Origin of the sequence: Clostridium sp. CMCC3677 (assembly GCF_023845585.1) — a bacterium.
GTDB classification, from domain to species: domain Bacteria; phylum Bacillota; class Clostridia; order Clostridiales; family Clostridiaceae; genus Clostridium; species Clostridium aquiflavi.
Map to the genome: position 1 here is coordinate 101,028 of NZ_JAMQHS010000010.1, position 22,826 is coordinate 123,853.

25 protein-coding genes, 2 tRNA genes and 2 pseudogenes are annotated in these 22,826 nt (G+C 27.1%); 26 read left to right on the top strand and 3 right to left on the bottom strand.

The genetic code is table 11. The features are described from left to right. Position 1 precedes the first annotated feature (1 nt). The 5 genes from NG901_RS13555 (at position 2) to NG901_RS13575 (ending at position 3,084) form a co-directional block, all read left to right on the top strand. Positions 2-1,276, top strand: coding sequence for a hypothetical protein (locus NG901_RS13555; RefSeq protein ID WP_252215604.1), 1,275 nt, complete (start codon positions 2-4; stop codon positions 1,274-1,276). 4 nt (positions 1,277-1,280) lie between these two features. Continuing rightward, positions 1,281-1,604, top strand: a complete 324-nt coding sequence (locus NG901_RS13560; RefSeq protein ID WP_252215606.1) for an STAS-like domain-containing protein — start codon at positions 1,281-1,283, stop codon at positions 1,602-1,604. 475 nt (positions 1,605-2,079) lie between these two features. Then, entirely contained in the window at positions 2,080-2,277 is a 198-nt protein-coding gene (locus NG901_RS13565; RefSeq protein WP_061313560.1) for a hypothetical protein, read from the top strand. Beyond that, positions 2,253-2,711, top strand: coding sequence for a hypothetical protein (locus tag NG901_RS13570; RefSeq protein ID WP_252215609.1), 459 nt, complete (start codon positions 2,253-2,255; stop codon positions 2,709-2,711). Before NG901_RS13565 ends, NG901_RS13570 begins: the two co-directional genes overlap by 25 nt. Before the next feature lie 109 nt (positions 2,712-2,820). Then, positions 2,821-3,084 carry a hypothetical protein gene (locus NG901_RS13575; RefSeq protein ID WP_252215611.1) on the top strand — a complete coding sequence of 88 codons (264 nt, stop codon included), beginning with the start codon at positions 2,821-2,823 and terminating at the stop codon, positions 3,082-3,084. A gap of 43 nt (positions 3,085-3,127) precedes the next feature. On the opposite strand, the gene NG901_RS13580 is transcribed toward NG901_RS13575, so the two are convergent. Beyond that, positions 3,128-3,715 (bottom strand): RNA-dependent RNA polymerase, encoded by a 588-nt coding sequence (locus NG901_RS13580; protein WP_252215613.1) that lies wholly within the window; start codon positions 3,713-3,715, stop codon positions 3,128-3,130. 206 nt (positions 3,716-3,921) lie between these two features. Between NG901_RS13580 and NG901_RS13585 the strand changes: the two genes are divergently transcribed. From NG901_RS13585 to NG901_RS13600, 4 genes are all read left to right on the top strand, one after another. Continuing rightward, positions 3,922-4,428, top strand: a complete 507-nt coding sequence (locus NG901_RS13585; RefSeq protein ID WP_252215614.1) for a hypothetical protein — start codon at positions 3,922-3,924, stop codon at positions 4,426-4,428. Further along, positions 4,421-5,146, top strand: coding sequence for a hypothetical protein (locus tag NG901_RS13590; protein WP_252215616.1), 726 nt, complete (start codon positions 4,421-4,423; stop codon positions 5,144-5,146). The genes NG901_RS13585 and NG901_RS13590 overlap by 8 nt, the downstream gene beginning before the upstream one ends. A 339-nt stretch (positions 5,147-5,485) precedes the next feature. After that, entirely contained in the window at positions 5,486-7,162 is a 1,677-nt protein-coding gene (locus tag NG901_RS13595; RefSeq protein ID WP_252215618.1) for an AAA family ATPase, read from the top strand. Between the two features lie 202 nt (positions 7,163-7,364). Further along, the gene (locus NG901_RS13600) at positions 7,365-7,622 is read left to right on the top strand and encodes a hypothetical protein (RefSeq protein ID WP_252215619.1); all 258 of its coding nucleotides are present in this window, start codon (positions 7,365-7,367) and stop codon (positions 7,620-7,622) included. A gap of 122 nt (positions 7,623-7,744) precedes the next feature. Here the strand turns inward: NG901_RS13600 and NG901_RS13605 are convergent, their stop codons facing one another. Continuing rightward, positions 7,745-8,407, bottom strand: coding sequence for a FusB/FusC family EF-G-binding protein (locus NG901_RS13605; RefSeq protein ID WP_252215621.1), 663 nt, complete (start codon positions 8,405-8,407; stop codon positions 7,745-7,747). Between the two features lie 277 nt (positions 8,408-8,684). Next, positions 8,685-8,963 (bottom strand): CD3324 family protein, encoded by a 279-nt coding sequence (locus NG901_RS13610; RefSeq protein ID WP_252215623.1) that lies wholly within the window; start codon positions 8,961-8,963, stop codon positions 8,685-8,687. A 1,039-nt stretch (positions 8,964-10,002) separates the two neighbouring features. Between NG901_RS13610 and NG901_RS13615 the strand changes: the two genes are divergently transcribed. The 17 genes and pseudogenes from NG901_RS13615 (at position 10,003) to NG901_RS13690 (ending at position 22,253) form a co-directional block, all read left to right on the top strand. Further along, positions 10,003-11,910: an acyl-CoA dehydrogenase family protein gene (locus NG901_RS13615; protein ID WP_252215626.1), complete on the top strand. Its 1,908-nt coding sequence runs from the start codon at positions 10,003-10,005 to the stop codon at positions 11,908-11,910. A gap of 57 nt (positions 11,911-11,967) precedes the next feature. Further along, a complete protein-coding gene (locus NG901_RS13620; protein ID WP_252215628.1) occupies positions 11,968-13,167 on the top strand; it encodes an FprA family A-type flavoprotein in 1,200 nt (399 codons plus the stop codon). A 162-nt stretch (positions 13,168-13,329) separates the two neighbouring features. After that, positions 13,330-13,710, top strand: coding sequence for an SMU1112c/YaeR family gloxylase I-like metalloprotein (gene gloA2 / locus NG901_RS13625; RefSeq protein ID WP_252215629.1), 381 nt, complete (start codon positions 13,330-13,332; stop codon positions 13,708-13,710). A 274-nt stretch (positions 13,711-13,984) separates the two neighbouring features. Next, positions 13,985-14,061: transfer RNA gene (locus NG901_RS13630), tRNA-Arg, on the top strand. 4 nt (positions 14,062-14,065) lie between these two features. Further along, positions 14,066-14,141: transfer RNA gene (locus NG901_RS13635), tRNA-Lys, on the top strand. Between the two features lie 81 nt (positions 14,142-14,222). After that, positions 14,223-14,327 (top strand): annotated as a pseudogene (locus tag NG901_RS17315) (DUF3888 domain-containing protein); the annotation flags it as partial. 101 nt (positions 14,328-14,428) lie between these two features. After that, positions 14,429-15,004, top strand: a complete 576-nt coding sequence (locus tag NG901_RS13640) for a cupin domain-containing protein (RefSeq protein WP_252215631.1) — start codon at positions 14,429-14,431, stop codon at positions 15,002-15,004. Positions 15,005-15,144: 140 nt separating this feature from the next. Next, positions 15,145-15,675, top strand: a complete 531-nt coding sequence (locus tag NG901_RS13645; RefSeq protein WP_353847560.1) for a metallophosphoesterase — start codon at positions 15,145-15,147, stop codon at positions 15,673-15,675. 309 nt (positions 15,676-15,984) lie between these two features. Further along, entirely contained in the window at positions 15,985-16,326 is a 342-nt protein-coding gene (locus tag NG901_RS13650) for a hypothetical protein (RefSeq protein ID WP_252215633.1), read from the top strand. A 201-nt stretch (positions 16,327-16,527) separates the two neighbouring features. After that, positions 16,528-16,800, top strand: a complete 273-nt coding sequence (locus NG901_RS13655) for an ankyrin repeat domain-containing protein (RefSeq protein ID WP_252215634.1) — start codon at positions 16,528-16,530, stop codon at positions 16,798-16,800. Then, entirely contained in the window at positions 16,764-17,336 is a 573-nt protein-coding gene (locus NG901_RS13660; protein WP_286675208.1) for an ankyrin repeat domain-containing protein, read from the top strand. Before NG901_RS13655 ends, NG901_RS13660 begins: the two co-directional genes overlap by 37 nt. 86 nt (positions 17,337-17,422) lie before the next feature. Beyond that, positions 17,423-18,460, top strand: coding sequence for a hypothetical protein (locus NG901_RS13665; protein WP_252215637.1), 1,038 nt, complete (start codon positions 17,423-17,425; stop codon positions 18,458-18,460). Between the two features lie 62 nt (positions 18,461-18,522). Continuing rightward, a pseudogene (locus tag NG901_RS13670) lies at positions 18,523-18,857 on the top strand (YnfA family protein). Between the two features lie 162 nt (positions 18,858-19,019). Then, entirely contained in the window at positions 19,020-19,271 is a 252-nt protein-coding gene (locus NG901_RS13675; protein WP_252215640.1) for a hypothetical protein, read from the top strand. 335 nt (positions 19,272-19,606) lie between these two features. Then, complete coding sequence (locus tag NG901_RS13680; protein ID WP_252215643.1) at positions 19,607-19,957, top strand: SoxR reducing system RseC family protein; 351 nt, start codon at positions 19,607-19,609, stop codon at positions 19,955-19,957. Positions 19,958-20,813: 856 nt separating this feature from the next. Beyond that, the gene (locus NG901_RS13685; RefSeq protein ID WP_252215646.1) at positions 20,814-21,455 is read left to right on the top strand and encodes a lactate utilization protein; all 642 of its coding nucleotides are present in this window, start codon (positions 20,814-20,816) and stop codon (positions 21,453-21,455) included. Between the two features lie 228 nt (positions 21,456-21,683). After that, positions 21,684-22,253 carry an L-2-amino-thiazoline-4-carboxylic acid hydrolase gene (locus NG901_RS13690; RefSeq protein WP_252215649.1) on the top strand — a complete coding sequence of 190 codons (570 nt, stop codon included), beginning with the start codon at positions 21,684-21,686 and terminating at the stop codon, positions 22,251-22,253. Positions 22,254-22,826: the final 573 nt, after the last annotated feature.

Here is a 22,826-nt window from a genome sequence, read left to right on the forward strand (position 1 = left end):
TATGTGTATTATTTGTTTTTTACAAGAAACTTTTCAATATAGATTAAGAAAAAGTGCTCAGATGAGAAGTGATAGATTTGAACATACATTGTATAGATATAAAAATTCATTTTTAACTGAATTTCAAGAAAATAAAAATAATTTATGTGAACATCATAATAATAGTAGAAATAAACTTATTATGGAAGCAATGAATAATATTAATATTACAGAAATAGAGACTTTTATTAAAAGACTTTTGAATATATATGTTCTTTGGATAAATGCAGAAGTATCAGAGTCTATATCAGAATTTAAAAATACATTAAAAGATTATGGAATTTTAGAGTTTGATGAAAATATTGATAATTTAATATTATTCAGAGGAAGGGACAGTAAAGAATTTATTTCACATTGGGATATGTTTCATATACCATTTAATAAAAGATTTTTTATTGGAAATCAAAGGTATTCATTGGTTGGGCAGCCATTACTATATTTAGCAACTAGTCCTTACTGTGTTTATAGAGAACTTGAAAAAATTGAGAATTTAAGGATATCTTCGTTTAGATTTAAAAATAAATTTAATATGAAAATATTTAATAATAGTAATTTATTTTATAGGTATGTAAAAGATAATAATGATGATACATCTATAGCAGTTGCAAATAATATGATTGAAAACAATATAGAGGAGAATTATGACTTTAGAAAGACATTATTTTTAATGATTTTATCCTCTTGTTGCAGTTTTCAAAGAAGAAGTGAACTGAAAAATACAAGTTTTTGTGAAGAATATGTTTTACCACAAATGCTTGCACAAATTTTAAAGTATGAGCAGTTTGATGGTGTAATGTATACATCTACTAAAGCATATTATGATGAAAATGTTAAACAAAATGAATCATTGGTTAATATGGTATATAAAAATATATGTATATTTACAAATTATGATAAAGAAAAAATAAATGATGTAACATATGTATATGATAAAAACTTGTATGAAAGATTTTTATTATCAGCACCAGTTATGTTTGAAGAAAAGTTTAATAAAGAATACTATGAACCTAAAAAGTCATTAGAAATAATAAATTCTATTTTAAATAATGTAGAGTTAATATCAAAAGTTGATTTGGATATATTATTTAGCATGAACTATATGTTAATTTCATATAATGATATGATAATAGATAAAAGTAATGAGTTAGAGAATATGTTTGAAAAGGCTATTAACTTGCATTGTTTGTTATTAAGAAATATAATATTAAATATCAGAGAAGACTTAAAGGAGGATTGAATAAATGGAAAATGAAATAAATTTATACAAAATTATATCCTCTAACGATGCTGAAACACCTACTCAAGGTGATTTGGTTTATAAGGAAATTTTACCATTTATAACAAGATGTTTAAGTGAAGAAAAAAAGTTTTATATTGATTTTAAAAACATTAATAATATTACAACAGCATTTTTAAATAATTCAATTGGAAAGTTATTTTTTGAACTAGATGGGAAAAAGTTAGAAGAGTTTATGGCATTTAGGGGATTTAGTAATCAATCACAAATAAAAACATTACGACATTCTATTGCTAATGCTATATCATTATCTAGAATACATCAATAAGTTAATTTAATTATATAAACAAAGACTAGAATTCAGCAAGATTTCTAGTCTTTATTTATGGTGAAATATAGTCATTGGGTTTGAATTGAAATGGGAAAGATTATTAACTTTACTATGAATTAAAACTGTCTACTTGTTCTACAGATGAGGAGAAATTAAAGCTAAACTAGTTTTAAGTTTTATTAGCATTTTTAATTTATTCTTGAGGTAAGTATTGTTTGTTTATCACACATCAAAAGAAAAGTTTTAGAATATTTAAGAACTATTTTTGGGGAATAAGATATAGGTGAGCCATTAGAACAGAGTGATTAACCTATTTTTAAATGGGAGATAGTTAAGTCGTTTGATTTTTTAATATTGTGACATAGTGCATTACATGGTTTTAGGTTTAACAATAAGAAGCTTTTGGATATAATAGAGATAATACAATTGATTATTGTAAAGTTGATCAAATAAAAATTTAAGGAGTTACGATATGGAAGAGAGCAATATAAGAAATTTTATAAATAGTTCTTCTCTTGGGGTATATACAAAATATATAAAAATTGTAGATGGGCAGAAATATTTAGTTAAGTCAGGTAGAGGTGATGGAAAAAGCAAATCTTCTATATTAGAATTACTTAAACATAGAATTGAGGAGGCGAAGAGATGCTTATTCCAAAATCAAAATTAGAAACTGTAGAATTAATGAATGAAGAACATTATTTAGGAAATCTATCTTATGATTTAGTATGTGATGAATATAGTTTTAAGAAAAATGAAGAGATTGAGGATCTCAGTTTGTATCCTGCTGAATTTTATGGACTATTTACTAGAAAAATTAGAAAAGTTCCAAGTGAAGTAATACGAGAATTTATAGTTGATAGAATAATACCATACAATAGAATGAATTTAGATTGTTATTTAGAATACTATAATTTAGAATATTGGGATGAATGGGAAGTGTTTTTGGCAGCAAAGGGAATGTGTTTTTTAGATATCTTTTGGATAAGAAAAGATAAAAGTGAAAGTTATAAAAATCATATTAGATTTACTAACTCTGTTAGAGATGATTTACTTACAGAAGAGTACTTTATTAATAAGAAATTTGCGAATATAAAATTTTGAGATATATGAAGTTTGTTAAACATCAGTATTACAAATTAATTAAGTATAAAAAACGATTTCATATAATAAGAAATTAGGATTAAGCAAGAAAATATTAGCACAATCGTATATGGAATTGAATTCAAAAATTACTGAACAAAAAAATAAGTGGATTGATCAAGAAAAAATGGAAAAACTAAGAATAGATGCAGAGATACGAACCCCAAAAGCTATTTTAGAGATAAATAAATATAAAAATATTTTAATCGAATCATTAAATATAAGTCATGTTATTGATATTGATTCATTAAAAAAGAAAAATATATTTTATGAATTTGCATTTAATAAAGAAGTACCTAATAAATTAAGAAAAATGCTAATAGAGCTTGATTAAGTTTTATTAGCATTTTAGCAGATTATTACGTAAAGTTAAATATTTAGTTAGGTAATTGATAATGTATTTGGTTATTTTCATCAAAAAACTTAGTTAATAGTTCTCTATTTAAATTTATATTATTTCTTATAGAGCTTAACTTTGAGTTTATAGAATTAGAAGTGTAAGTATCTGCACAATTTGAGTTCAAGATTAAATGTATACAGTCTTTAGTTTCATTTGAAATATTAGATATGTTTGATTTTAGTAAATTAAACTTAGAATCAGAGTAAGTACCTATATTAAGCTTGTCTAAATCAGATAGATAATTATTTAATTCTTGTTTATATGAAGTTGAAAAATTATTATTATTGTATTCATTTACTATTTTATTAAGAATAGTATTTGAAGTAGATATTAGATTTGAAGTATCATTAATAAAGTCTTTTGTTACATTAATAGAAGTATGTTTATTTTTATAAGCAAAAATATTATATACAACAAATATCATACATAAAATAGCAACAATTCTTTTAAGTAAATCTCCAACAGTAAATGATGAATGCTTTTTAGGATTAAACTTTATAGATTTATCATTAGGATCAATCATTTTATTTTCAATATAGCTATAAATTTTTTCATTATTATTCATATTACTAATACCCCCTTATGGTATAATATATTACATATTATACCATAATTAGCTCTTTGTATAATGATTTTAAGTCTGATTTATGCATAGCATATAATACTAATCTTCATATTTATTATTTAATATTAATAAGTTAAAAGAAAAATGATTATAGAATAATATAAATATTAGTATATATAAATGAAATAATATTTAGGAGATTAGTTATGGAATGGTTAAACTGTGAAACAAAAGAGAAAATATTAAAAGAAAAGTATGGATCATTAGATAAATTAAGAAAGGCAATAAAAAAGGATTGTAGACAGTTGCTTTTACAATATAATTCTAGTGATAAAAACGTAATAGAAATGTTTAGAATAACAAGTGGAAGTTGGAAAGGAATTATAGATAAGATTAGTATATTTAAAGAGGTCATTAAAAAGTTAAATATGGATGTGAACAAAGTAGAAAAAGATGAAAGGGAAGAAAGCAGCGAAACTTTTTTTAAATCAGAGCAAGCGAGATTAATATTTTACCTTTTAGAAATAGATGGAGTAAAAAGAGCAAAAGCATTAAATATAACGAAAACACAATATAGTAATAAAAAATTAGCAAAAAAATGGAGAGATAATATTGCAAAGAAGATACATCCTGATATATGTAATGTAAAAGGAGCTAATAAAGCAATAAGCAAGTTGAATCAATTATATGAAGAGATGACAGCCTATGAATAATGAAAATGCATTAGTGCCTTTTGAAAAATCTTTAAAGGATATTATTTTTAAAAGACCAGATCCATTATCTAATACTAATAAAACGCATGTAACTAGAATTCTAAATGCCTATAATCAAACAACATATTTTGATAGTCATGGAGTAATTTGGATAGAGTCTACTAGACTTGCTGATATATTAAGAACTAATAAGGCTAATGCTAAATATATTATATCTAATGAAATAGAAGATAAATCAAAGCAAAATATAGGTGGAAAGATTTATGTTGTTGGTTATGAAATAAAAAAAATAATAGACAAGTTTATACAAGAAACAGGAGTAGGGACTAAAAAACAGTATCTTAAATATTCAGAAATGATATTTAATGCTATAAGGGATTGTGATACTGCTCAAAATATGAGAGCTGTATATCAAAATCAATTACAAGGTGATGTAAAAAAATTAAAAAAGAAAAGAATTAGAAAATATAGAATAAAAAATGATGAATTAACAGGTGAAGAATTAATTGAAAAGACATCAGAGTTTTCTCATATTAGAAGTTATGCTCTTTTCAAAGATATATCGGACAAAATAGATAATGGGTTAATAGTGAATAAAGAAATTCATAATATAATATCCCAAAAAGGAATTAATGATGAGGAAGAATTATTAATTTTGTGCAAGGAAAGAAATTGGAATATAAGTTGGTATAATAAGTATAAATTAACATTTATGTAATTAAAAGATATAGAAATAGTTTTAGACTAAAAGTTTTAATTTGCAAGGTGTAATTTACTAGATGAAAATAATATTTGGTGGGATAAATCAGAAGAAACAATAATAAGGTTTGAATTTACTTATAGATTAAGAAAAATGCTAATAGAGCTTAATTAAGTTTAAGTTTTATTAGCATTTTTAGTGCAGTTTTAAAGAGGAGATATTTAAGGTGTTTGATTTTTTAATATTGTGACATAACACATTCTATGGTTTTAGGTTTAACAATAAGATATTTTTGGATATAATAGAGATAATACAATTGATTACTATAATGTATAAGTTAAAAAATGGAGGTTTGTTATGAATTTAAAGCCACTACCAATAGGAGTAGATAATTTTGAAATGTTAATAACTAGAGGTTATTACTATATAGATAAAACATTATTAATAAAGGATTTATTAGATAATAAGGCATCAGTAAATTTATTTACAAGACCAAGAAGATTCGGAAAAACTTTAAATATGAGTATGCTTCAATATTATTTTGAAAAGAGGGAAGAAGATAATGCTTATCTTTTTGAAAATCTAAATATAATAAAAGCAGGAGAAGAGTATATTTCTCATATGGGACAGTATCCTGTAATTAATCTTTCTTTAAAATCTGCAAAACAACCTAATTTTGAACTTGCATTTAAATGCATGAAAGAAGAAATAACTAACGAATTTAGAAGACATGAATATATTTTAAAAAGTGACAAATTAAATAATGAAAAGGAACAATATTTGAGAATTGTAAAAGGTGATGATGAAGACGGACTTTATATAACTTCATTGAAGTTTTTATCTCAATGCTTAGAAAAATATCATAACAAAAAAGTAATAATACTTATTGATGAATACGATGTGCCTCTTGAAAATGCATTTTTTGAAGGATTTTATGATAAAATGATAAAATTTATAAGATCACTTTTTGAATCAGCTTTAAAAACAAATTCTTCTTTAGAGTTTTCTGTAATAACAGGTTGTTTAAGAATTAGTAGAGAAAGTATATTTACAGGACTTAACAATTTAGAAATAATATCAATTTTAAATAAGTCATATGATGAGTATTTTGGATTTACTCAAAAAGAAATAGATAAAATGCTTGAAGATTACAATTTAATAGATAAAGAAATATTAATAAAAGATTGGTATAATGGTTATATTTTTGGCGATGCTAAAGTTTATAATCCTTGGAGTGCAGTACGCTTTATAAAGGATTTAAGGATAAATCCAAATGTAATACCAACATCGTATTGGGCAAATACGAGTTCTAATAGTATTGTTAAGAGTTTAATTGAAAAAGCAGATAGTGTAACAAAAAAAGAAATTGAGCTTTTGATTGAAGGAAAAACTATAGAAAAAAGAGTTCATAAAGATATAACTTATGATGAAATGTATGATAGTATGGAAAATCTTTGGAACTTTATGTTCTTTACTGGCTATTTTAAAAAAGTTGGAGAAAGAATGGATGAAGAGGATAATCACTATATAACTCTTAAAATACCTAATAAAGAAGTTAAATATATTTTTAAAAACAAGATATTAAAGTGGTTTCACGATAAGGTTAAAGTAAAAGATTTATCTATAATGTATAGTGCTATATTTAATAAAGATGTTGAAACCTTCCAAAAAGAATTAAATGTAATGCTTAGACAAACTATAAGTTTTAATGATGCTTATGAAAATTTCTATCATGGATTTACTCTTGGCGTTTTAGCTAATATGCATGACTTTTTAGTAAAGTCTAACAGAGAAGCTGGAGATGGCAGAAGTGATATATTTATAAAATCACTTTCAATATTTGAGCCATGCGTTATATTAGAACTTAAAGTATGTGATAAACCTAAAGATATTTTTAAGAAATGTGATGAAGCATTAGCACAAATTGATGCAAAAAATTACGAAGAAGAACTTAAAGAAGAAGGATATGAAAACATAATTAAGTATGGTATTTCATTTTATAGAAAAGATTGTGTGATAAAAGTTAAAGAATAGAATTTTGTGGAATATATTAAATAAATGAAGTTTATCCACTACCTTATTTTTTTGATGTTATACAATATTCTTCAATTTCAAATAAGAAATTAATAAATCATATAGACAATGAGGGGAAGATAATATATACAAAGAAATTGTGATGTTTAAATTTTGTATATTGTGAGATATAATATATTTAATAAAATTTTGGAGGAGTATTATGAATAATATAAAAACAGAAGAAACATTATATGATCAATTTTTAAAATATTCATATAAAGATTTTGAGGATGTTTTTTATTCTAAAGCTCAAGGGAAAAATATTGGAAGAAATCAATCTTTAACAGATACAACTAATTATAATATTAAAAAATTGAAATCTTTATTTGATGAAAGTTATAAAAGAGTCTTTTTATCAGCTGCTGAAGTTAGAAAAATGTTTGGAAATTCAAAAAATGTTATAGATATTTTTAGATAAAATTTAAAGAAGTTACAGAAAATAGCCTAAAGTATCATTTAAGGTACTTTAGGCTTAAAAGTCTAGTTTATAATTTATTTCTTTATTCTTCACTTTTACATAATGTACGCAAGTGCAAGTCATCAATCTTTTATATTGTTAACAGTCTTTAAGATTTTCTCTAGTTTTTCAATAGATGTAATTCTTTCATTACACTTATCGCTATTTAAACATATATCAAATCCTATGGATTTATAAGCACCTTTACTAGCGTTATCTGTTTTACATATAGGTGAAACAAAAGCTACTTCATTTTCACGACCTATATGATTGCAAAGGGCACATATGTGAGTGTTGTTAGAAGCATAATTTTGAAGTCTACATGACATACCTATAAGTTTACCATTCATATTATAAGCTATAAATAATTTTCTAATTGATTCATCAACCCAACCTAAATAAACATTCGTTGAATCATGCTCAGTTAAGTCTGGTACTTTTAATTTCTTTTCTTTTCTAAACAATTTACTAATTTGTGCATTTGTTATATTTGGCATTTCATATACATATTCTTTCAGCTTATTTGAATACTGTTCAATGTATAATGGATCAGTTATTTTACTGATATCAAGTAGCTTTTCTTCTTCCTCAGATAAATCTGTAAAAAGACGTAATATCTTTCCCTGTATATATGCTTTGTTTGTTTCAACGATATTAGGATCTACACAATTTCTGAAAGTATTATTTAAATCGAATAAACATTTTTTTATATAATTATATTCATATCTTTTTATAAAGGCTTTCATAAAATTCAGCACCTCTTTTCTGTTATTTTTATTATTTATTTAATTAAATAAGTCATTACTTTAAAGTTTATTTTGGCTTAAATAAAAAAGATGATTATTATTACTCCAACTGAAAGTAACAATAATCATCGAAATTTAAAATACATTACATACTCACAATAATTTTACTTAAGAATCATATTTTAAATTAGAAATGATAACTTTCAGTGGATCGCCACAATGAAATCATAACACTATTTAAAATAGGAACTCAATCTAATAAATGATTCTGTAATAATTATGAGCAAATACGCTTTTCTTCACCTATTATTCTTCTTATACTTTTTTCAGACAGATAATATTCTTGAGTTAGTTCATTAATAGTAGTCCCATTAAGGTATTTTTTATAAATTTCATTATTTCTAAGCTTAAGACTACTCTTTATACCACTCTTTTCTCCCCAGGCTTTATGATTTTCATTTTTTCTAGGTACATAAAGATATTTTCCGTCTATATATTCTTGTATTATTTTAACGATTTCTTCTGGTAACACATCGTGTGCTTTTGCATATTTCATTTCTTTACTCCTTAATATTTATCATAGTATTAAAGCAAAGAATACTAAAAAAGCTATGTGTTACAGAACCTAAGATATATGAGCATTTCAGCTAAATTAACAGCTTAGGCTCCATACAAAGCATAGCTTACTTTGTTGTAGTCCTTGCAAGGAGCAAGCTGATTTATAGCTGAATGTATCATAAACATTCATAAAATACACCTCCAATACGTTAGATTTATTATATCATAGTTAAGTAATAAAATTGAATATATCAATCATTATTGTTCTGAGCAAGGATTGATAATTTTACATATTGATTCTGATTTAGATAAAATAAAAATACTTAAAAATGAGTTGCTTGATATTGATGGTGTTAAAGTAAAATATATAACTTTATAATTGCTCTCTATTTAAATTGTACATTAAATTTAATCTAAGATAGATTGTTGAATATAAATTTTATAAGAAGGAAAAACTGAAATTGAGGTGAGAAAAATGTTAAAAAATAAATTTAATAAAAATAGGAATGATAATAAATCATCAGATAGCAATATGGAAACAGGAGAAAAACTGCATAAACCTACAAGAGGTCTTCCTAGAACGGAAAAATAACAAAAGGATTAGCTCTTTTATGTAAGTTTACCCAATGCAAGCACTGCACTAAATTTATGTTTAGTGTAGTGCTTTTTTAGTATCCAGTCTATAAAGTACATTTATTAATATAAAGAAATTAAGAGTGTATATATATATGATGAATACTTTGGATTTACTCAAGAAAATATAAATAATAATTATTATTAAAAGATAAAAATAGGGTTGTAATAAATGATTTTAAGTAATATAATAGATTTATAAAGTAAATATATACATTAAATAAATATATTTCACAATATGTAATAATATACAATATATTATTTAATGGCTTGTAAAAACAAAAAAGAAGTAGATGAGTTATCTGAGTTTAAGAAATTTTGCTTATAGAAGCTCAAGATTGTGGTTTTACAGATTTTATGGAAGAGGATTTATGATAATGTATTGATTAAAAGGAGGGAAATATATGTTTTTTAAGACTATGGTACAACATGAAAATTTGAGGACAAAAATAAGAGAGTTTGCTGAAGAAGAAGTTAAACCTATTGCATTTATGTTAGATCAGGAAAATAAATTCCCAGAAGAAGCCATTCATAAGTTAGCTGATATGGGAATGATGGGGATACCATATTCGAAAAAGTATGGAGGAGCAGGTCTGGATGTAATCAGTTATGCAATTGCTGTTGAGGAATTATCAAGAGTGGATGGTGGTACAGGTGTAATTCTTTCTGCTCATACATCTTTGGGTTCATATCCAATTGCTGCCTATGGGACAGAAGAACAAAAAAAGAAGTATTTAGTTTCTTTAGCTAAAGGAGAAAAAATTGGTGCTTTCGGTCTCACAGAGGAAAATGCTGGTAGTGATGCTGGAGGTACAGAGACTACTGCTGTCTTAGAAGGCGATTATTATATTTTAAATGGAGAAAAGATATTCATAACTAATGCAGGTAAGGCTGATATTTATGTGGTTTTTGCAATTACTACACCTAATATAGGTATTCGCGGTATCAGTGCATTCATTGTAGAGAAGGGCTGGGAAGGATTTAGTTTTGGTAAACATTACGACAAGATGGGTATTCGCTCTTCTGCTACTGCAGAACTGATTTTCAACGATGTAAAAGTTCCTAAAGAAAATTTGCTTGGTAAAGAGGGCGAAGGCTTTAAGATTGCTATGTCTACATTGGATGGTGGTCGTATCGGTATTGCAGCTCAGGCACTTGGTATTGCACAAGGCGCTTATGAACATGCATTGGAGTATTCAAAAGAAAGAGTACAATTTGGAAAACCTATCTGTCAGCAACAGGTTATTGCTTTTAAATTGGCGGACATGGCTACAAAGCTTAGAGCAGCCAGATTGCTTGTTTACAGTGCAGCAGAATTGAAAGGAAATCATGAGAGCTATATTATGGAAGCAGCAATGGCTAAACAATACGCTTCTGACGTTTGTCTTGAAATTGTTAATGATGCACTTCAAATATTTGGAGGAAGTGGTTATCTTAAAGGCATGGAAGTTGAACGTGCATACAGAGATGCTAAGATTTGTACAATATATGAAGGAACCAATGAAATTCAACGTCTTGTTATTTCTTCTCAAATAATAGGTAAAATGCCAAAGGCAGAGCGTCCAGGTAAAGTTTATCAACATGAACCTGAGACTGGTTATCGTAAAAAAATGATTTTCAAGAAAGGAACTCCAGAAGAGAGAGTTAAGGACCTTGTGGAAGCTCTTAAAGCAGAAGGTTATGATTTTACAGTTGGAATTCCTATAGATACTCCTATCAGTAAGGCTGAAAGAGTAGTTAGCGCAGGCTTAGGCATAGGGGAAAAAGAAAATATGAAACTCATAGAAGATTTATCAACACAAGTAGGTGCAGCTATAGGCTCTTCACGTCCAGTAGCTGAAACACTTAAGTATTTACCACTAAATCGTTATGTTGGTATGTCTGGTCAAAAATTCAGGGGAAATCTTTATATTGCTTGCGGTATTTCAGGCGCAGGTCAACATTTAAAAGGCATAAAAGATGCTACGACAATTGTTGCTATAAATATTAATCCTAATGCAAAAATTTTCAAGAATGCAGATTACGGGATTGTTGGAGATTTAAAAGAAATCTTGCCATTACTTACTGCAGCTTTAGATAATGGAGAACCTAAGAAGGAAGCGCCTCCAATGAAAAAGATGAAGAGATCAATTCCAAAGAAAGCTGTTCCAACTTGGAAACATTATGTCTGCAACGGATGCGGGTACGAATATGATCCTAGCGTTGGTGATTCTGAAGGTGAAGTAGTTCCAGGAACACTTTTTGAAAATGTACCTGAAGATTGGACTTGCCCTGCTTGTGGTGAAGAAAAAAATATGTTTATAGAAGTATAATATACACAATTAAGTAAACAGAAAAAAATGTATTTAGTGTAAAGGAGGATTAAATTAATGTATTGTGTTAGAAAAATAACAGAAGATCTTTATTGGGTCGGTGGCAATGATCGTCGCCTTGCTCTTTTTGAAAATATTCATCCAATTTCACGGGGTGTTTCCTATAATTCTTATCTACTTTTAGATGAGAAGACTGTACTCTTTGATACGGTGGATTGGTCAATTTGTCGTCAGTTTCTTGAGAATATTAAAGCGGTTTTAGGCGATAGGCCTTTAGATTATATGGTAATCAATCACGTGGAACCAGATCATGCAGCATGCATTGAAGAAATTATGCTTCGTTATCCAGATGTAAAGATTGTATGCACAGAAAAAGCTTCTATGTTTATGCGTCAGTTTGGTTTTGATATCGATGGCAAAGTAATAGAAGTCAAAGAAGGAAATAAAATGTCATTTGGAAAACATGACGTTATGTTTGTAGCTGCTCCAATGGTGCATTGGCCAGAAGCTATGGTAACATATGATACAACTAATGGGGCATTATTTTCTGCTGATGCTTTTGGATCTTTTGGAGCTCTGGATGGTAAGCTGTTTAATGATGAGGTTAACTTTGACCGTGATTGGATTGATGAAGCTAGAAGATACTATACAAACATTGTAGGAAAGTATGGTGCTCATGTTCAGGCACTGCTAAAAAAAGCTGGCGGTCTTGACATAAAAATTATTTGTCCGTTGCATGGACCAGTATGGCGTAATGATTTTGCGTACTTACTAGACAAGTATGATAAGTGGAGTCGTTATGAGCCAGAAGAAAAAGGTGTCATGATTGTTTATGGAACAATGTATGGTAATACAGAGGCTGCTGCTAATGATTTAGCAACAAGACTAGTGGAAAAGGGAATGACAAATGTAGTTATGTATGACGTTTCCAAAACTCACGTTTCACATTTAATTTCTGAGACATTCAAATATAGTCATGTAGTTCTTGCCTGTGTAACATACAATTTAAACATTTATCCTCCTATGTTGAGTTATATAATGGATATGAAAGCATTGAATCTTCAAAAACGTACCTTTGCTCTCATAGAAAATGGATCATGGGCTCCTCAATCTGGTAAGTTGATGCATAAACTTTTGGATGAGATGAAAGAAATGACTATTTTAGATAATGAGATGTCATTGAACTCAGCTATGAAAGAAGATGATACGAATTCCATGGATGATCTTTCTAACAGCATTATCGAGTCAATGAAGTGATTTTAGAAAAAATAAATTGTTAAAATAGTAAAGAAGCTATCTATAATATTTTAGATAGCTTCTTTACTATTTACATTGTTTATATCTAATCTTTGTTCAAAATGTAGTTGTTATAATAGTATAATATATATACAATGGATAGTAAAAGGAGATGACAAAAACATGAACTTAAATACAATTCACCATATAGCAATAATAGTATCGGATTATGAAAAATCTAAAGATTTTTATGTAAATAAGTTGGGCTTTAATATAATCAGGGAAAATTATAGACCTGATAGAGGAGATTATAAGTTAGATTTAAAGCTTGGAGATTGTGAACTTGAGATATTTGGAATGCATAATAGTCCTAAAAGAGTATCAGGGCCAGAGGCCTGTGGCTTAAGACATTTAGCATTTAAAGTGGAATGCATAGAGGAGATAATAAGTGAATTAAATGAAAAAGGAATAGAAACAGAGCCTATAAGAATAGATGAATTTACTAATAAGAAAATGACATTCTTCTCTGATCCAGATGGATTACCATTAGAATTACATGAGTAAAATTTATTATAAAATATATTAAAACATAGCATTATATTAAAATATAATTAAAATTTATTGATTTTTTTACTGAATTACTTATGATTAAATATGAAATAAATATCTAAATTTATACTATCTTAGAAGATTTATAGCTAAATTGTAAAAATAGTGTTGACAATTTATATTATGTATCCTATAATAAACAAGCAGTCAAGTTGCAAGGGATTTAATTCCTGAATAACTTAAGTATTAAAGTTTAAAACTTGATTATAAGATGAATATTTTAAATTATGCGTTTTTAGCTCAGCTGGATAGAGCAACGCCCTTCTAAGGCGTGGGCCAGGGGTTCGAATCCCTTAAAACGCACCATTTTGGTTCACTAGCTCAGTCGGTAGAGCACATGACTTTTAATCATGGTGTCCCGGGTTCGATTCCCGGGTGAGCCACCAAAATATTGTCCAAAGTAGAAATGTAAATTTTTACTTTGGATTTTTTTATTTTGAAAGAGTTAAATATTGTTTAAACAGTACATAAAAACAGGAGCTTTTGGAACAGTAGAAATTAAGAAATTTGAACATGTTAAAAGTTATCTATTACCATGGAATTGGCAACATATAATAAAAAAAGCATATTAAAAGAATGGTGTTGAAAATACGAATTATTTATAGTTAATATAGCACATTTGCAAAACTTAAAACATATGATAATTTTGAACTAATATAAAGGAAGAAACAAGATGAATAATTCTAGAATGTATCCATGGGATTATTATTCAGATACCCCATACCATATATATAATGATAATTGTGATTATAATAATCCTTATTTTAAGGCTGTTCCATATACTACACTTTTTGATGACACAGAGTGTAACTTAAGATTTGATTCCTCACAATTAGAAATGAGCAGTAACCAAATGGTATTGAAAGATTATGGTCCACAACCTTTAGTAATTAATATTGATAAAGCTACCAAGCAAAACAATAATTTTCGTACTGGTTTATGGACAGGGGAACATTTTCAAGTTACTTTGATGAGTATCAATGTTGGTGATGACATTGGTTTAGAGGTTCATCCAAACACTGATCAGTTTATACGTATTGAAGAAGGAGAAGGACTTGTTAAAATGGGAAGAAGCAAAGAAAGATTAGATTTTCAAGCAAATGCCCATGATGACTTTGCAATCATCATACCTGCTGGTATGTGGCACAATATTATAAATACAGGTAATAAACCACTTAAAGTATACGCTATATATGCACCACCTCAACATCCTCATGGTGTAGTTAATGTGACTAAACCAGCTGAATAATTTGCTCAAGTAACTATAAATAATAAGGAATGAGCAAATATTGTCTAACCATATATCAATTGATATTATAGGTTAGACTTTTTTTATTAAGTAAATATGATTTAGACACTGCTATAAAGTTTATTTCAGGTGCCGTAGAAATTGCTCCTGTATATTATGTTTCAGGTAATCATGAAGCTTGGTCTGGAAAATTTCCTTTGATAAAAGAAAAATTGATAGATATGGGTGTTTATATTCTTGATGATAAATCATTTAAACTTTCAAAGGGTAGTAGTTCAATACATTTATTTGGTTTATCTGATCCAGATTTTCTTACATCTAGCTATAGGGAGGGTACAGATATAAGTAAAATGGAAGAACAATTAAATATGTGGTCAACTGATAAAAATTTTAAAATCTTACTTTCTCATAGGCCTGAACTTTTTGATTTGTATGTTCAAAATAATATGGACTTAATTTTTACAGGACATGCACATGGTGGACAATTTAGAATTCCTGGTATAGGGGGAGTGATTGCTCCAGATCAAGGAATATTTCCTAATTATACAAGTGAAGGTTACAACAAAGATTTATCTACAATGTTTGTAAGCAGAGGACTAGGTAACAGTATTTTCCCAACAAGAATTTTTAATAGACCAGAAATCATTCAAGTAACATTAAAAACACAATAAATAAAATTGGCTATATTTTAAGTGAATGTTGATATTGTAATATAAAGCTCATGGACAGAGGAATTTACTTTAAGAACTCTAAAATAAAGCTTAGTCCAATTAATGCATGCTCCCACTCAAAGATTGCGGACAAGCAATTAATTGTACAAATCTTCATTAAGAGTTCTAAAAAGCAAATTCCAATGCCAGTTCGCCCTTATACTACAATATCAACACTGTTTTAAAATATGGTCATAAAATAAACACTAGTCATATAATTTTTATGTCTTATCATATACATAATAATGATTTATGATGGGAGATGGTGTTGTGAAACAAAAGGTATTTACAAGGGATCTAACAATTATTTTATTTATTGTTTCTATAATTGAATTTTTTATGTTGCTAATTAATATTAAGATACCAACTATGATATTAATAATATCTACTGTATTGCTATTTGCTATTACCATATTGGAAGCTATCAAAACACAGGTGTTCAAGAAGTTATTATATCCATTAATTGCAGTTTATTTTCTTGTAGCAATCCCTATTATAAAGGGATTAATATCTAATAATATTTTGTTTATAACCATAGTAATAGCAAGTTTTATTATTACTATGATGTTTTTATATAATGATTTATTAAAATCAAATAAAGGAAAATTCTAAATAAACATGTTATAATTTGATCATATTTGTAAGTAAATATAACCACTATATCATATAAGCTAGGGGGATAAAAATTAATTAAAAGTATTATTTTAAATACTCAATGAGGTTTAGTTCATATTATATAGATTATGATTATTTTAATATAAACTGTTTACAAGGGATGAACTACGAGAAAGTTATAAAATATTTAAAGGAGTTATGTATATGGAAAATGATAATTCTTTACTTTATGCTTGTTGGATAAATGATATTAAGCTTATAAAGGAAAAACTTGTAGATGTAAAACCATCACAGTTAAAGAAAAGTATACAGGAAACTGGCACTGCCCTTCATGTGGCAGCACAAAACCACAACACACAAGCTGTTGATCTTTTATTGGCAGCAGGAGCAGATTTAGAGCAAGGAGATTTTTTAGGAAACAATGCCATGCTTGCTTGCATAGAAAAGGATGTCAAAACAGAAATGCATTAAATCAGTTAATTTGCTATTCATGGAATAAAAGTTTTGCAGAATACCTTTTGAGCAAAGGATGCCTTATAAATGCTACGGCAAGAGATAAAGAAACTCTACTAGAAAGTGCAGCGAGCTTTAATAATAGAGAGGCGATTTCTTTTTTGCTATCAAATGGTATTGATAGCAGTAGTATGAATAAAGCACTCTGTTGGGCAATTATCTATAATTCTGTTGATGCAGTAAGATGTCTTTTAGAAAATGGTGCGAATTTAGAAGAAATGTACACTAACTGTAAAGGCATAGAAAGGTCTTTATATCATAATATTTTGGCACTGAATAATCGAGGAAGCCGCATGGACATAATTAAATTATTGTTTAGAGCAGGAGTAGATTTCAAAAAAACTCCTGTACGAGCCGTTACACTTGGATTAGAAAAAACAAAACTCAGTCCATATGACTATGCAAAAGAGAAATTACAAAAATACCCAGAAAGTACATTTATTCAAGAAAATCTTTCCTTTGTAGATAGGTTGGCAACTCAAAATAATATATAATGAGTATGTGTAGTTTATCGTTTAGAGATTGCTCTAAAAATAACATCAGGTGAATTTATATAAATGTACAAGGAGGGATCAATTCGATGAATGATAAAATGGTAAATTATGTTAAAATGAAATATAAAGCCGCAAAAAAGAATTTCTCAAAAATAATGGCAGATATCCAGTTAAAATGTGTGAGTACCGTTATCAGCAAAGGTGTATTATATAATGTACTTCCATATGAAAATGAGCTGCATGGATATAAGGTAAAAGGAAAAAAGATTGCTGAGCCAATATGTAAGAATAATTGTTACCGATATTCCTTTGACGAGCAAGGACGTATTATTCTCGTAGAGGAAATGAGTGAGTTTTTGGGACATTTTCACTATACAACTATGTATTTTTATCACGAGGATAGGGTAGAAACAATGTATTGGGATGCCGATATGCTCTATAATGTTACAGTTTACTTATTAGGAGAGAATGGTCCTACAGAAGTTTATTTTTGTAGTGATAAGAGTGAGGCATACAAGGAATATTATTATGAAAATGCCTGCCTTATGAAGATTGCATCCAAAACAAAAGGGGACACAACTGAGATAGGAATTGATTTTAATTTCTTTTATAAACCGAATGGTATTCTGCAAAAAATTATTAGAAGTTGGAACAGTGGTGGCACAGAAGTGGTTTACACTACTGATAAAATTAACTATAAAAAGTTAGAACAAAGGCTTTTGAATGAAATGGAAAAAGCTGTTTCAGATTTTACGGAACAAAATGCAGATAAGAAAATTACGTTAATGGCTTTCATGTGCTATCCTGGTCATGGATACCTTTCACTATCTGCTGATACTTGTGATTGTGTGGACAAGGATTCTCCTGCCGATTGGGAGTATGAGGATTTTGCCAGTAGTAATTTGGTAGATATACCATTAGATGATAAAGAAGAAGAAAAGGTGTTGACTACTATTGCGAAGGCCGCAGATGCTCTTACAAAGTTATCTGTCTTTTCAAAACTGTCTAAAGCAGACGGATTCTATTGTACTATGTTTAATCACGATGAAGAATATATTGATGAGGCTAATCCCAAATTGAAAAAACTGTTGAGAGATAATCCATACTTTAGCCAGGGTAAATAAGCATTAAATATAGTAATATATTGTGATAAAACAAAACTTATATTTTACATAGGAGGACATACATGGAGATTATAAAATCAATATTTTATTTTATATTAGCTGGAATATTTGAAATTGGTGGTGGATATCTTGTTTGGATATGGTTCGTGATGGAAAAAGCTTTTGGTATGGAATTATTGGAGCAATAGTATTAATTTTATATGGAATAATTCCAACATTGCAACCTTCAAATGCTAATTTCGGTAAGGTATATGCAGCCTATGGAGGCATATTTATTGTTTTATCGATTTTATGGGGATGGAAAATTGATAATGTAACACCTGATAAATTTGATTTAATTGGCGGGTTTATAGCACTTATTGGTGTTATTGTGATTATGTATGCACCTAGAGGGTAAATTTAATATTTAATTATTTTTAGAAGAATGACTATATGGACATTTGGTGCAAAGATTGAATCAGGAATAGATCAAGGTAAACTTAAAGTTAAAGCAAAAGATTCTGTAATTTTAATTGGACTTTAAGTACCAGTAGGATTAACAGATTAAGGGGGAGCAAGATTGGGAGATATAAAACAATGGTCATTTGGATTTAATGAATTAAAATATTTTTTATTTAAAAGAAAAATTTGTAATATATGTGGAACCAAAATGAAAAAAGTAACAAGTAAAAAATATATTGGAATGAAAAAATTTAATGGTATTATTACAGGTCCATCATGTGATAAAGCATATGAAGTTACAGTTTTTTATTATTGTACAAAATGTAATAAAAAATATTCTTTAGAAGAACTAGCAAAATGGAATAAATAATTATCCTAAAAGTATATCGATTATAACTAAAGATATAAATGAGCAGATTGTTTATGAATATAATAAAAATTTATAAAATGATATTTAATTATTTAAAATATGAATTGAATTTGTAATATTTTTTTGTTCTCAATCTATTGTTAATATGCAGAACAATTATTCTTCATACTGTCATACATTTATAACAAGGTAAAAGAATATTTTCATATTATTATAATGCAATATTAAAATAGAATTAGTGATAAGAAAGGTGAAATGATGAAAAGAAAATTATTTGGTTTTGGAGGATTTATATTAATTAACATAATGTTATATGTTTATATTTTAAAAGTGTTTTGCCAGCTTTAAATAATATTGGTGGCTATGAAAGTAAGGCAGTAGGTCCCACAAATTGGCAGGTACTGCAAGCATTAAGCGTAATTGCACCTGCTATTTTGATTTACTTTGTTGCCGTTTATTTGTTTTATTACTTTAAAATTACAGGACTTAATAAATTTGTTTTTCCTATCCTTGTTTTTACATTTTATTTATTATTTATTTTTTTAGGTATTGTCGTATGTGGTGGAGCATTTGGGTGGATAGGATTATTAACATTTATACCAGCTATTATAGTATTGTTGTTGTCAGTTTTTTGGGTTTGGAAATATGATAAAAAGTATAAAAATCAACAAAAATATAACTTGTAATATTATCACAAACAAAATGTCATAATGCGAAGCTCATCAAATTACAACTATTGAGTTAGTTTACTTTGTTTCATTCTTAAATTATGAAATAATAGAACTCTTAAAAAGGGGTTCCATTATTATATACTATATTATCAACACTATTCATTAACATAGGCTAAAATAAATATCACAGATATTAAAAGAATTGTAAAAGAAGATAACAAACAAAGATATTTCTAAATCAAGTAGAATTATGAGAATGATAAGAGTGGCTTATTATTTAGGGTGATTAATGGGGACTTATCATTGTGATGAAGGTCATACCAAGACAACAATAAGTTAATTAATAATACTAAACATTCTATTTTACCATGATTTAACCTTAACATGAGATGTACAATAAAATATCCTTATAGCTATAACGTTGATTTTGTAGCTAGAAGGATGTTTCTATTTTTAACGCTTAATAATGTTATAAAAATAGTTCCTAAGAATGTAACTAGTAATGTTACAAGAAATATTAATGAATTGAAATATTTTTAGAGAAGACAACTTCTTATCTTCTTATATTCATATGTTGATAAAAAGATAACTTCTTTTAATTTTGAATACCAATTTTGATAAAGAATTTAAGATTATCTTAGGAAAAAAGAAAGTGATTAATATTTTTAGAAACACTTGGGATTTAATTAGCTTAGGTGTTTTTTATATGTAATTTGTAAAAATGATGGACAAAAATGTTCTTTAAAATTTGAATAATCGGATATTTACAGAATATGCTATAATTGATTCATAAATTAGATATTATGAAGTATGATAATTAGTATCTAAAAATAAAATTTGAACTATATTTGCGGAAAGGATATACATTTGAATGGATAATAATGTTTTGTGGTATTTAGAACAACAAATCCAGAGGACTATAAATAATTTAAGAAAACGCAATATTGCAGGTTTTTTCGTTAAGGATGATGTTGAATTAAAAGGACTTTTAAAAGAACTTATAGATGAAAATTCTGTAGTTGGTGTAGGTGATTCGATGTCACTCTTTGAAACAGGTACTATAGATTTTCTGCGTAAAGGAAATTACACTTTTTTAGATAAGTACAGAGAAGGCATTACAAGTGAAGAGAAAAAACAAATCTATATACAAAACTTTTCTTCTGATACTTTTATGTGTAGTACAAATGCATTAACTGAAGATGGAGAACTTTATAATATTGATGGGAATGGAAGTAGAGTTGCACCAATGATTTATGGACCTAAACAGGTTATTTTAGTAACTGGTATAAATAAGATTGTTAAAAATATAGAAGAAGCAGAAAAAAGAGTTAGAAGTTACGCTGCTCCAATTGATGCAAAAAGATTAGGGAAAAATACTCCATGTACTACTTTAGGGTATTGTGTAGATTGTAAAAGTCCTAATAGAATATGTAATGATTTTACAATAATTAGAGGACAGTTTATTAAAGACAGGATAAAAGTAATTATTGTAGGAAAACAGTTAGGGTATTAATTATTTATTTAGCAATATTCTTTCGTTATAAATTAATAAAAATAAGTAACATATTAAAAAGTTGTATTATTCAAAGATGAATTTAAGGTATTTTTTGTATGTAATTTTGAGAAAGTGTATAAGTTAACTGAGAATTAAATAATTTGGTATATCCTAAATATTATATAATTGATTAATAATTGTAATTATATAAAATATTAACGCGAATCAATTTAGAGGGTGAAAAATGTGAAATGTTTTTTAATTAATGAATTTGGACAAGAACAAGGAGAAAAAATATACAAACATCAGCAAGAGAAACTTAAAAGACTTATAAAACTAAGTAGTACAGGAAAAAGTAAAGAACAGTTAGAAACTCTAAAGAATAGTATTCTTCCTAGAATAGCACTTTACAAAGTTCTGCAAGATATTCTTCAATATAAGAGATTAGCTTTGCAAATTGTAGAGAAAGGATTTTTGCTAGATTTACAGAAAGTTATATTGAATCTTCAAAAGATGGAAAAAAACGAGCATTTTTTTGAAATTTTCCGTATGAATTTTAGTGAGTCATTAAAAAGTGATAATTGGGAAAGTACAATTGTACAAAACGATAATAATTCAATGGTGTTTATTATGAAAAAATGTATATGGAATGATACTTGCATAGAGATGAATTGTCCTGAAATGTGTCAAATTTTTTGCAAAGGTGATATTGAATGCTATAGTCATATAAAAAAGATAAGTTTTGAGAGAACACAAACATTAGGGTACAACGAAAAATATTGTGATTTTAAATTTATAAATAATGAAATAAAGTAAATAATATTTATTTTAGAGAATGGCTATTTTACTATGGTTTAACCTTAACATAGGATGTACAAGAAAATATCCTTATAGCTATAATTTTGATTTTGTAGCTATAAGGGTATTTTTATTTTTACTCTTAATAATGTTATAAAAATAGTTACTAAAAATGTAATTGCTAATGTTACGATATAGATTAATGAATTGAAATATTTTTTAAGAAGACAACTTCTTATCTTCTTATATTCATATGTTTATAAAAAGGTAACTTCTTTTAATTTTGAACATCGGTTTTAATAAATAATTTAAGATTATATTAGGAAAAAGAAAAGTAATTAATATTTTTAAAAGCGCTTAGGATTTAATTATCTTAGGTGTTTTTTCTACGCAATTTGTAGATTTGACGAAGTAAATTAAAAAAATGTTCTTTAAAAATTGAACAATGCATTCTTTACAAAATATGCTATAATTATTTAAAAATACAGAAAAGCTTGGGTTTGAATAGAAAATGAAACAATAATAAATTTCATTTGTTGAGATGAATGGGGGTATACGAAAATGTTAAAAAAGTCAAAAGAAGTTTATGAT

What these genes read in the sequence shown, in the direction of transcription:
- NG901_RS13560 (WP_252215606.1), top strand. Translation starts at nt 1,281, where the DNA reads ATGGAAAATGAAATAAATTTATACAAAATTATATCCTCTAACGATGCT.
- NG901_RS13615 (WP_252215626.1), top strand. Translation starts at nt 10,003, where the DNA reads ATGTTTTTTAAGACTATGGTACAACATGAAAATTTGAGGACAAAAATA.
- NG901_RS13585 (WP_252215614.1), top strand. Translation starts at nt 3,922, where the DNA reads ATGGAATGGTTAAACTGTGAAACAAAAGAGAAAATATTAAAAGAAAAG.
- NG901_RS13600 (WP_252215619.1), top strand. Translation starts at nt 7,365, where the DNA reads ATGAATAATATAAAAACAGAAGAAACATTATATGATCAATTTTTAAAA.
- NG901_RS13655 (WP_252215634.1), top strand. Translation starts at nt 16,528, where the DNA reads ATGTATATGGAAAATGATAATTCTTTACTTTATGCTTGTTGGATAAAT.
- NG901_RS13640 (WP_252215631.1), top strand. Translation starts at nt 14,429, where the DNA reads ATGAATAATTCTAGAATGTATCCATGGGATTATTATTCAGATACCCCA.
- NG901_RS13620 (WP_252215628.1), top strand. Translation starts at nt 11,968, where the DNA reads ATGTATTGTGTTAGAAAAATAACAGAAGATCTTTATTGGGTCGGTGGC.
- NG901_RS13575 (WP_252215611.1), top strand. Translation starts at nt 2,821, where the DNA reads ATGGAATTGAATTCAAAAATTACTGAACAAAAAAATAAGTGGATTGAT.
- NG901_RS13565 (WP_061313560.1), top strand. Translation starts at nt 2,080, where the DNA reads ATGGAAGAGAGCAATATAAGAAATTTTATAAATAGTTCTTCTCTTGGG.
- NG901_RS13610 (WP_252215623.1), bottom strand. Translation starts at nt 8,963, where the DNA reads ATGAAATATGCAAAAGCACACGATGTGTTACCAGAAGAAATCGTTAAA.
- NG901_RS13580 (WP_252215613.1), bottom strand. Translation starts at nt 3,715, where the DNA reads ATGAATAATAATGAAAAAATTTATAGCTATATTGAAAATAAAATGATT.
- NG901_RS13685 (WP_252215646.1), top strand. Translation starts at nt 20,814, where the DNA reads ATGGATAATAATGTTTTGTGGTATTTAGAACAACAAATCCAGAGGACT.
- gloA2 (WP_252215629.1), top strand. Translation starts at nt 13,330, where the DNA reads ATGAACTTAAATACAATTCACCATATAGCAATAATAGTATCGGATTAT.
- NG901_RS13605 (WP_252215621.1), bottom strand. Translation starts at nt 8,407, where the DNA reads ATGAAAGCCTTTATAAAAAGATATGAATATAATTATATAAAAAAATGT.
- NG901_RS13665 (WP_252215637.1), top strand. Translation starts at nt 17,423, where the DNA reads ATGAATGATAAAATGGTAAATTATGTTAAAATGAAATATAAAGCCGCA.
- NG901_RS13555 (WP_252215604.1), top strand. Translation starts at nt 2, where the DNA reads ATGTGTATTATTTGTTTTTTACAAGAAACTTTTCAATATAGATTAAGA.
- NG901_RS13590 (WP_252215616.1), top strand. Translation starts at nt 4,421, where the DNA reads ATGAATAATGAAAATGCATTAGTGCCTTTTGAAAAATCTTTAAAGGAT.
- NG901_RS13570 (WP_252215609.1), top strand. Translation starts at nt 2,253, where the DNA reads ATGCTTATTCCAAAATCAAAATTAGAAACTGTAGAATTAATGAATGAA.
- NG901_RS13595 (WP_252215618.1), top strand. Translation starts at nt 5,486, where the DNA reads ATGAATTTAAAGCCACTACCAATAGGAGTAGATAATTTTGAAATGTTA.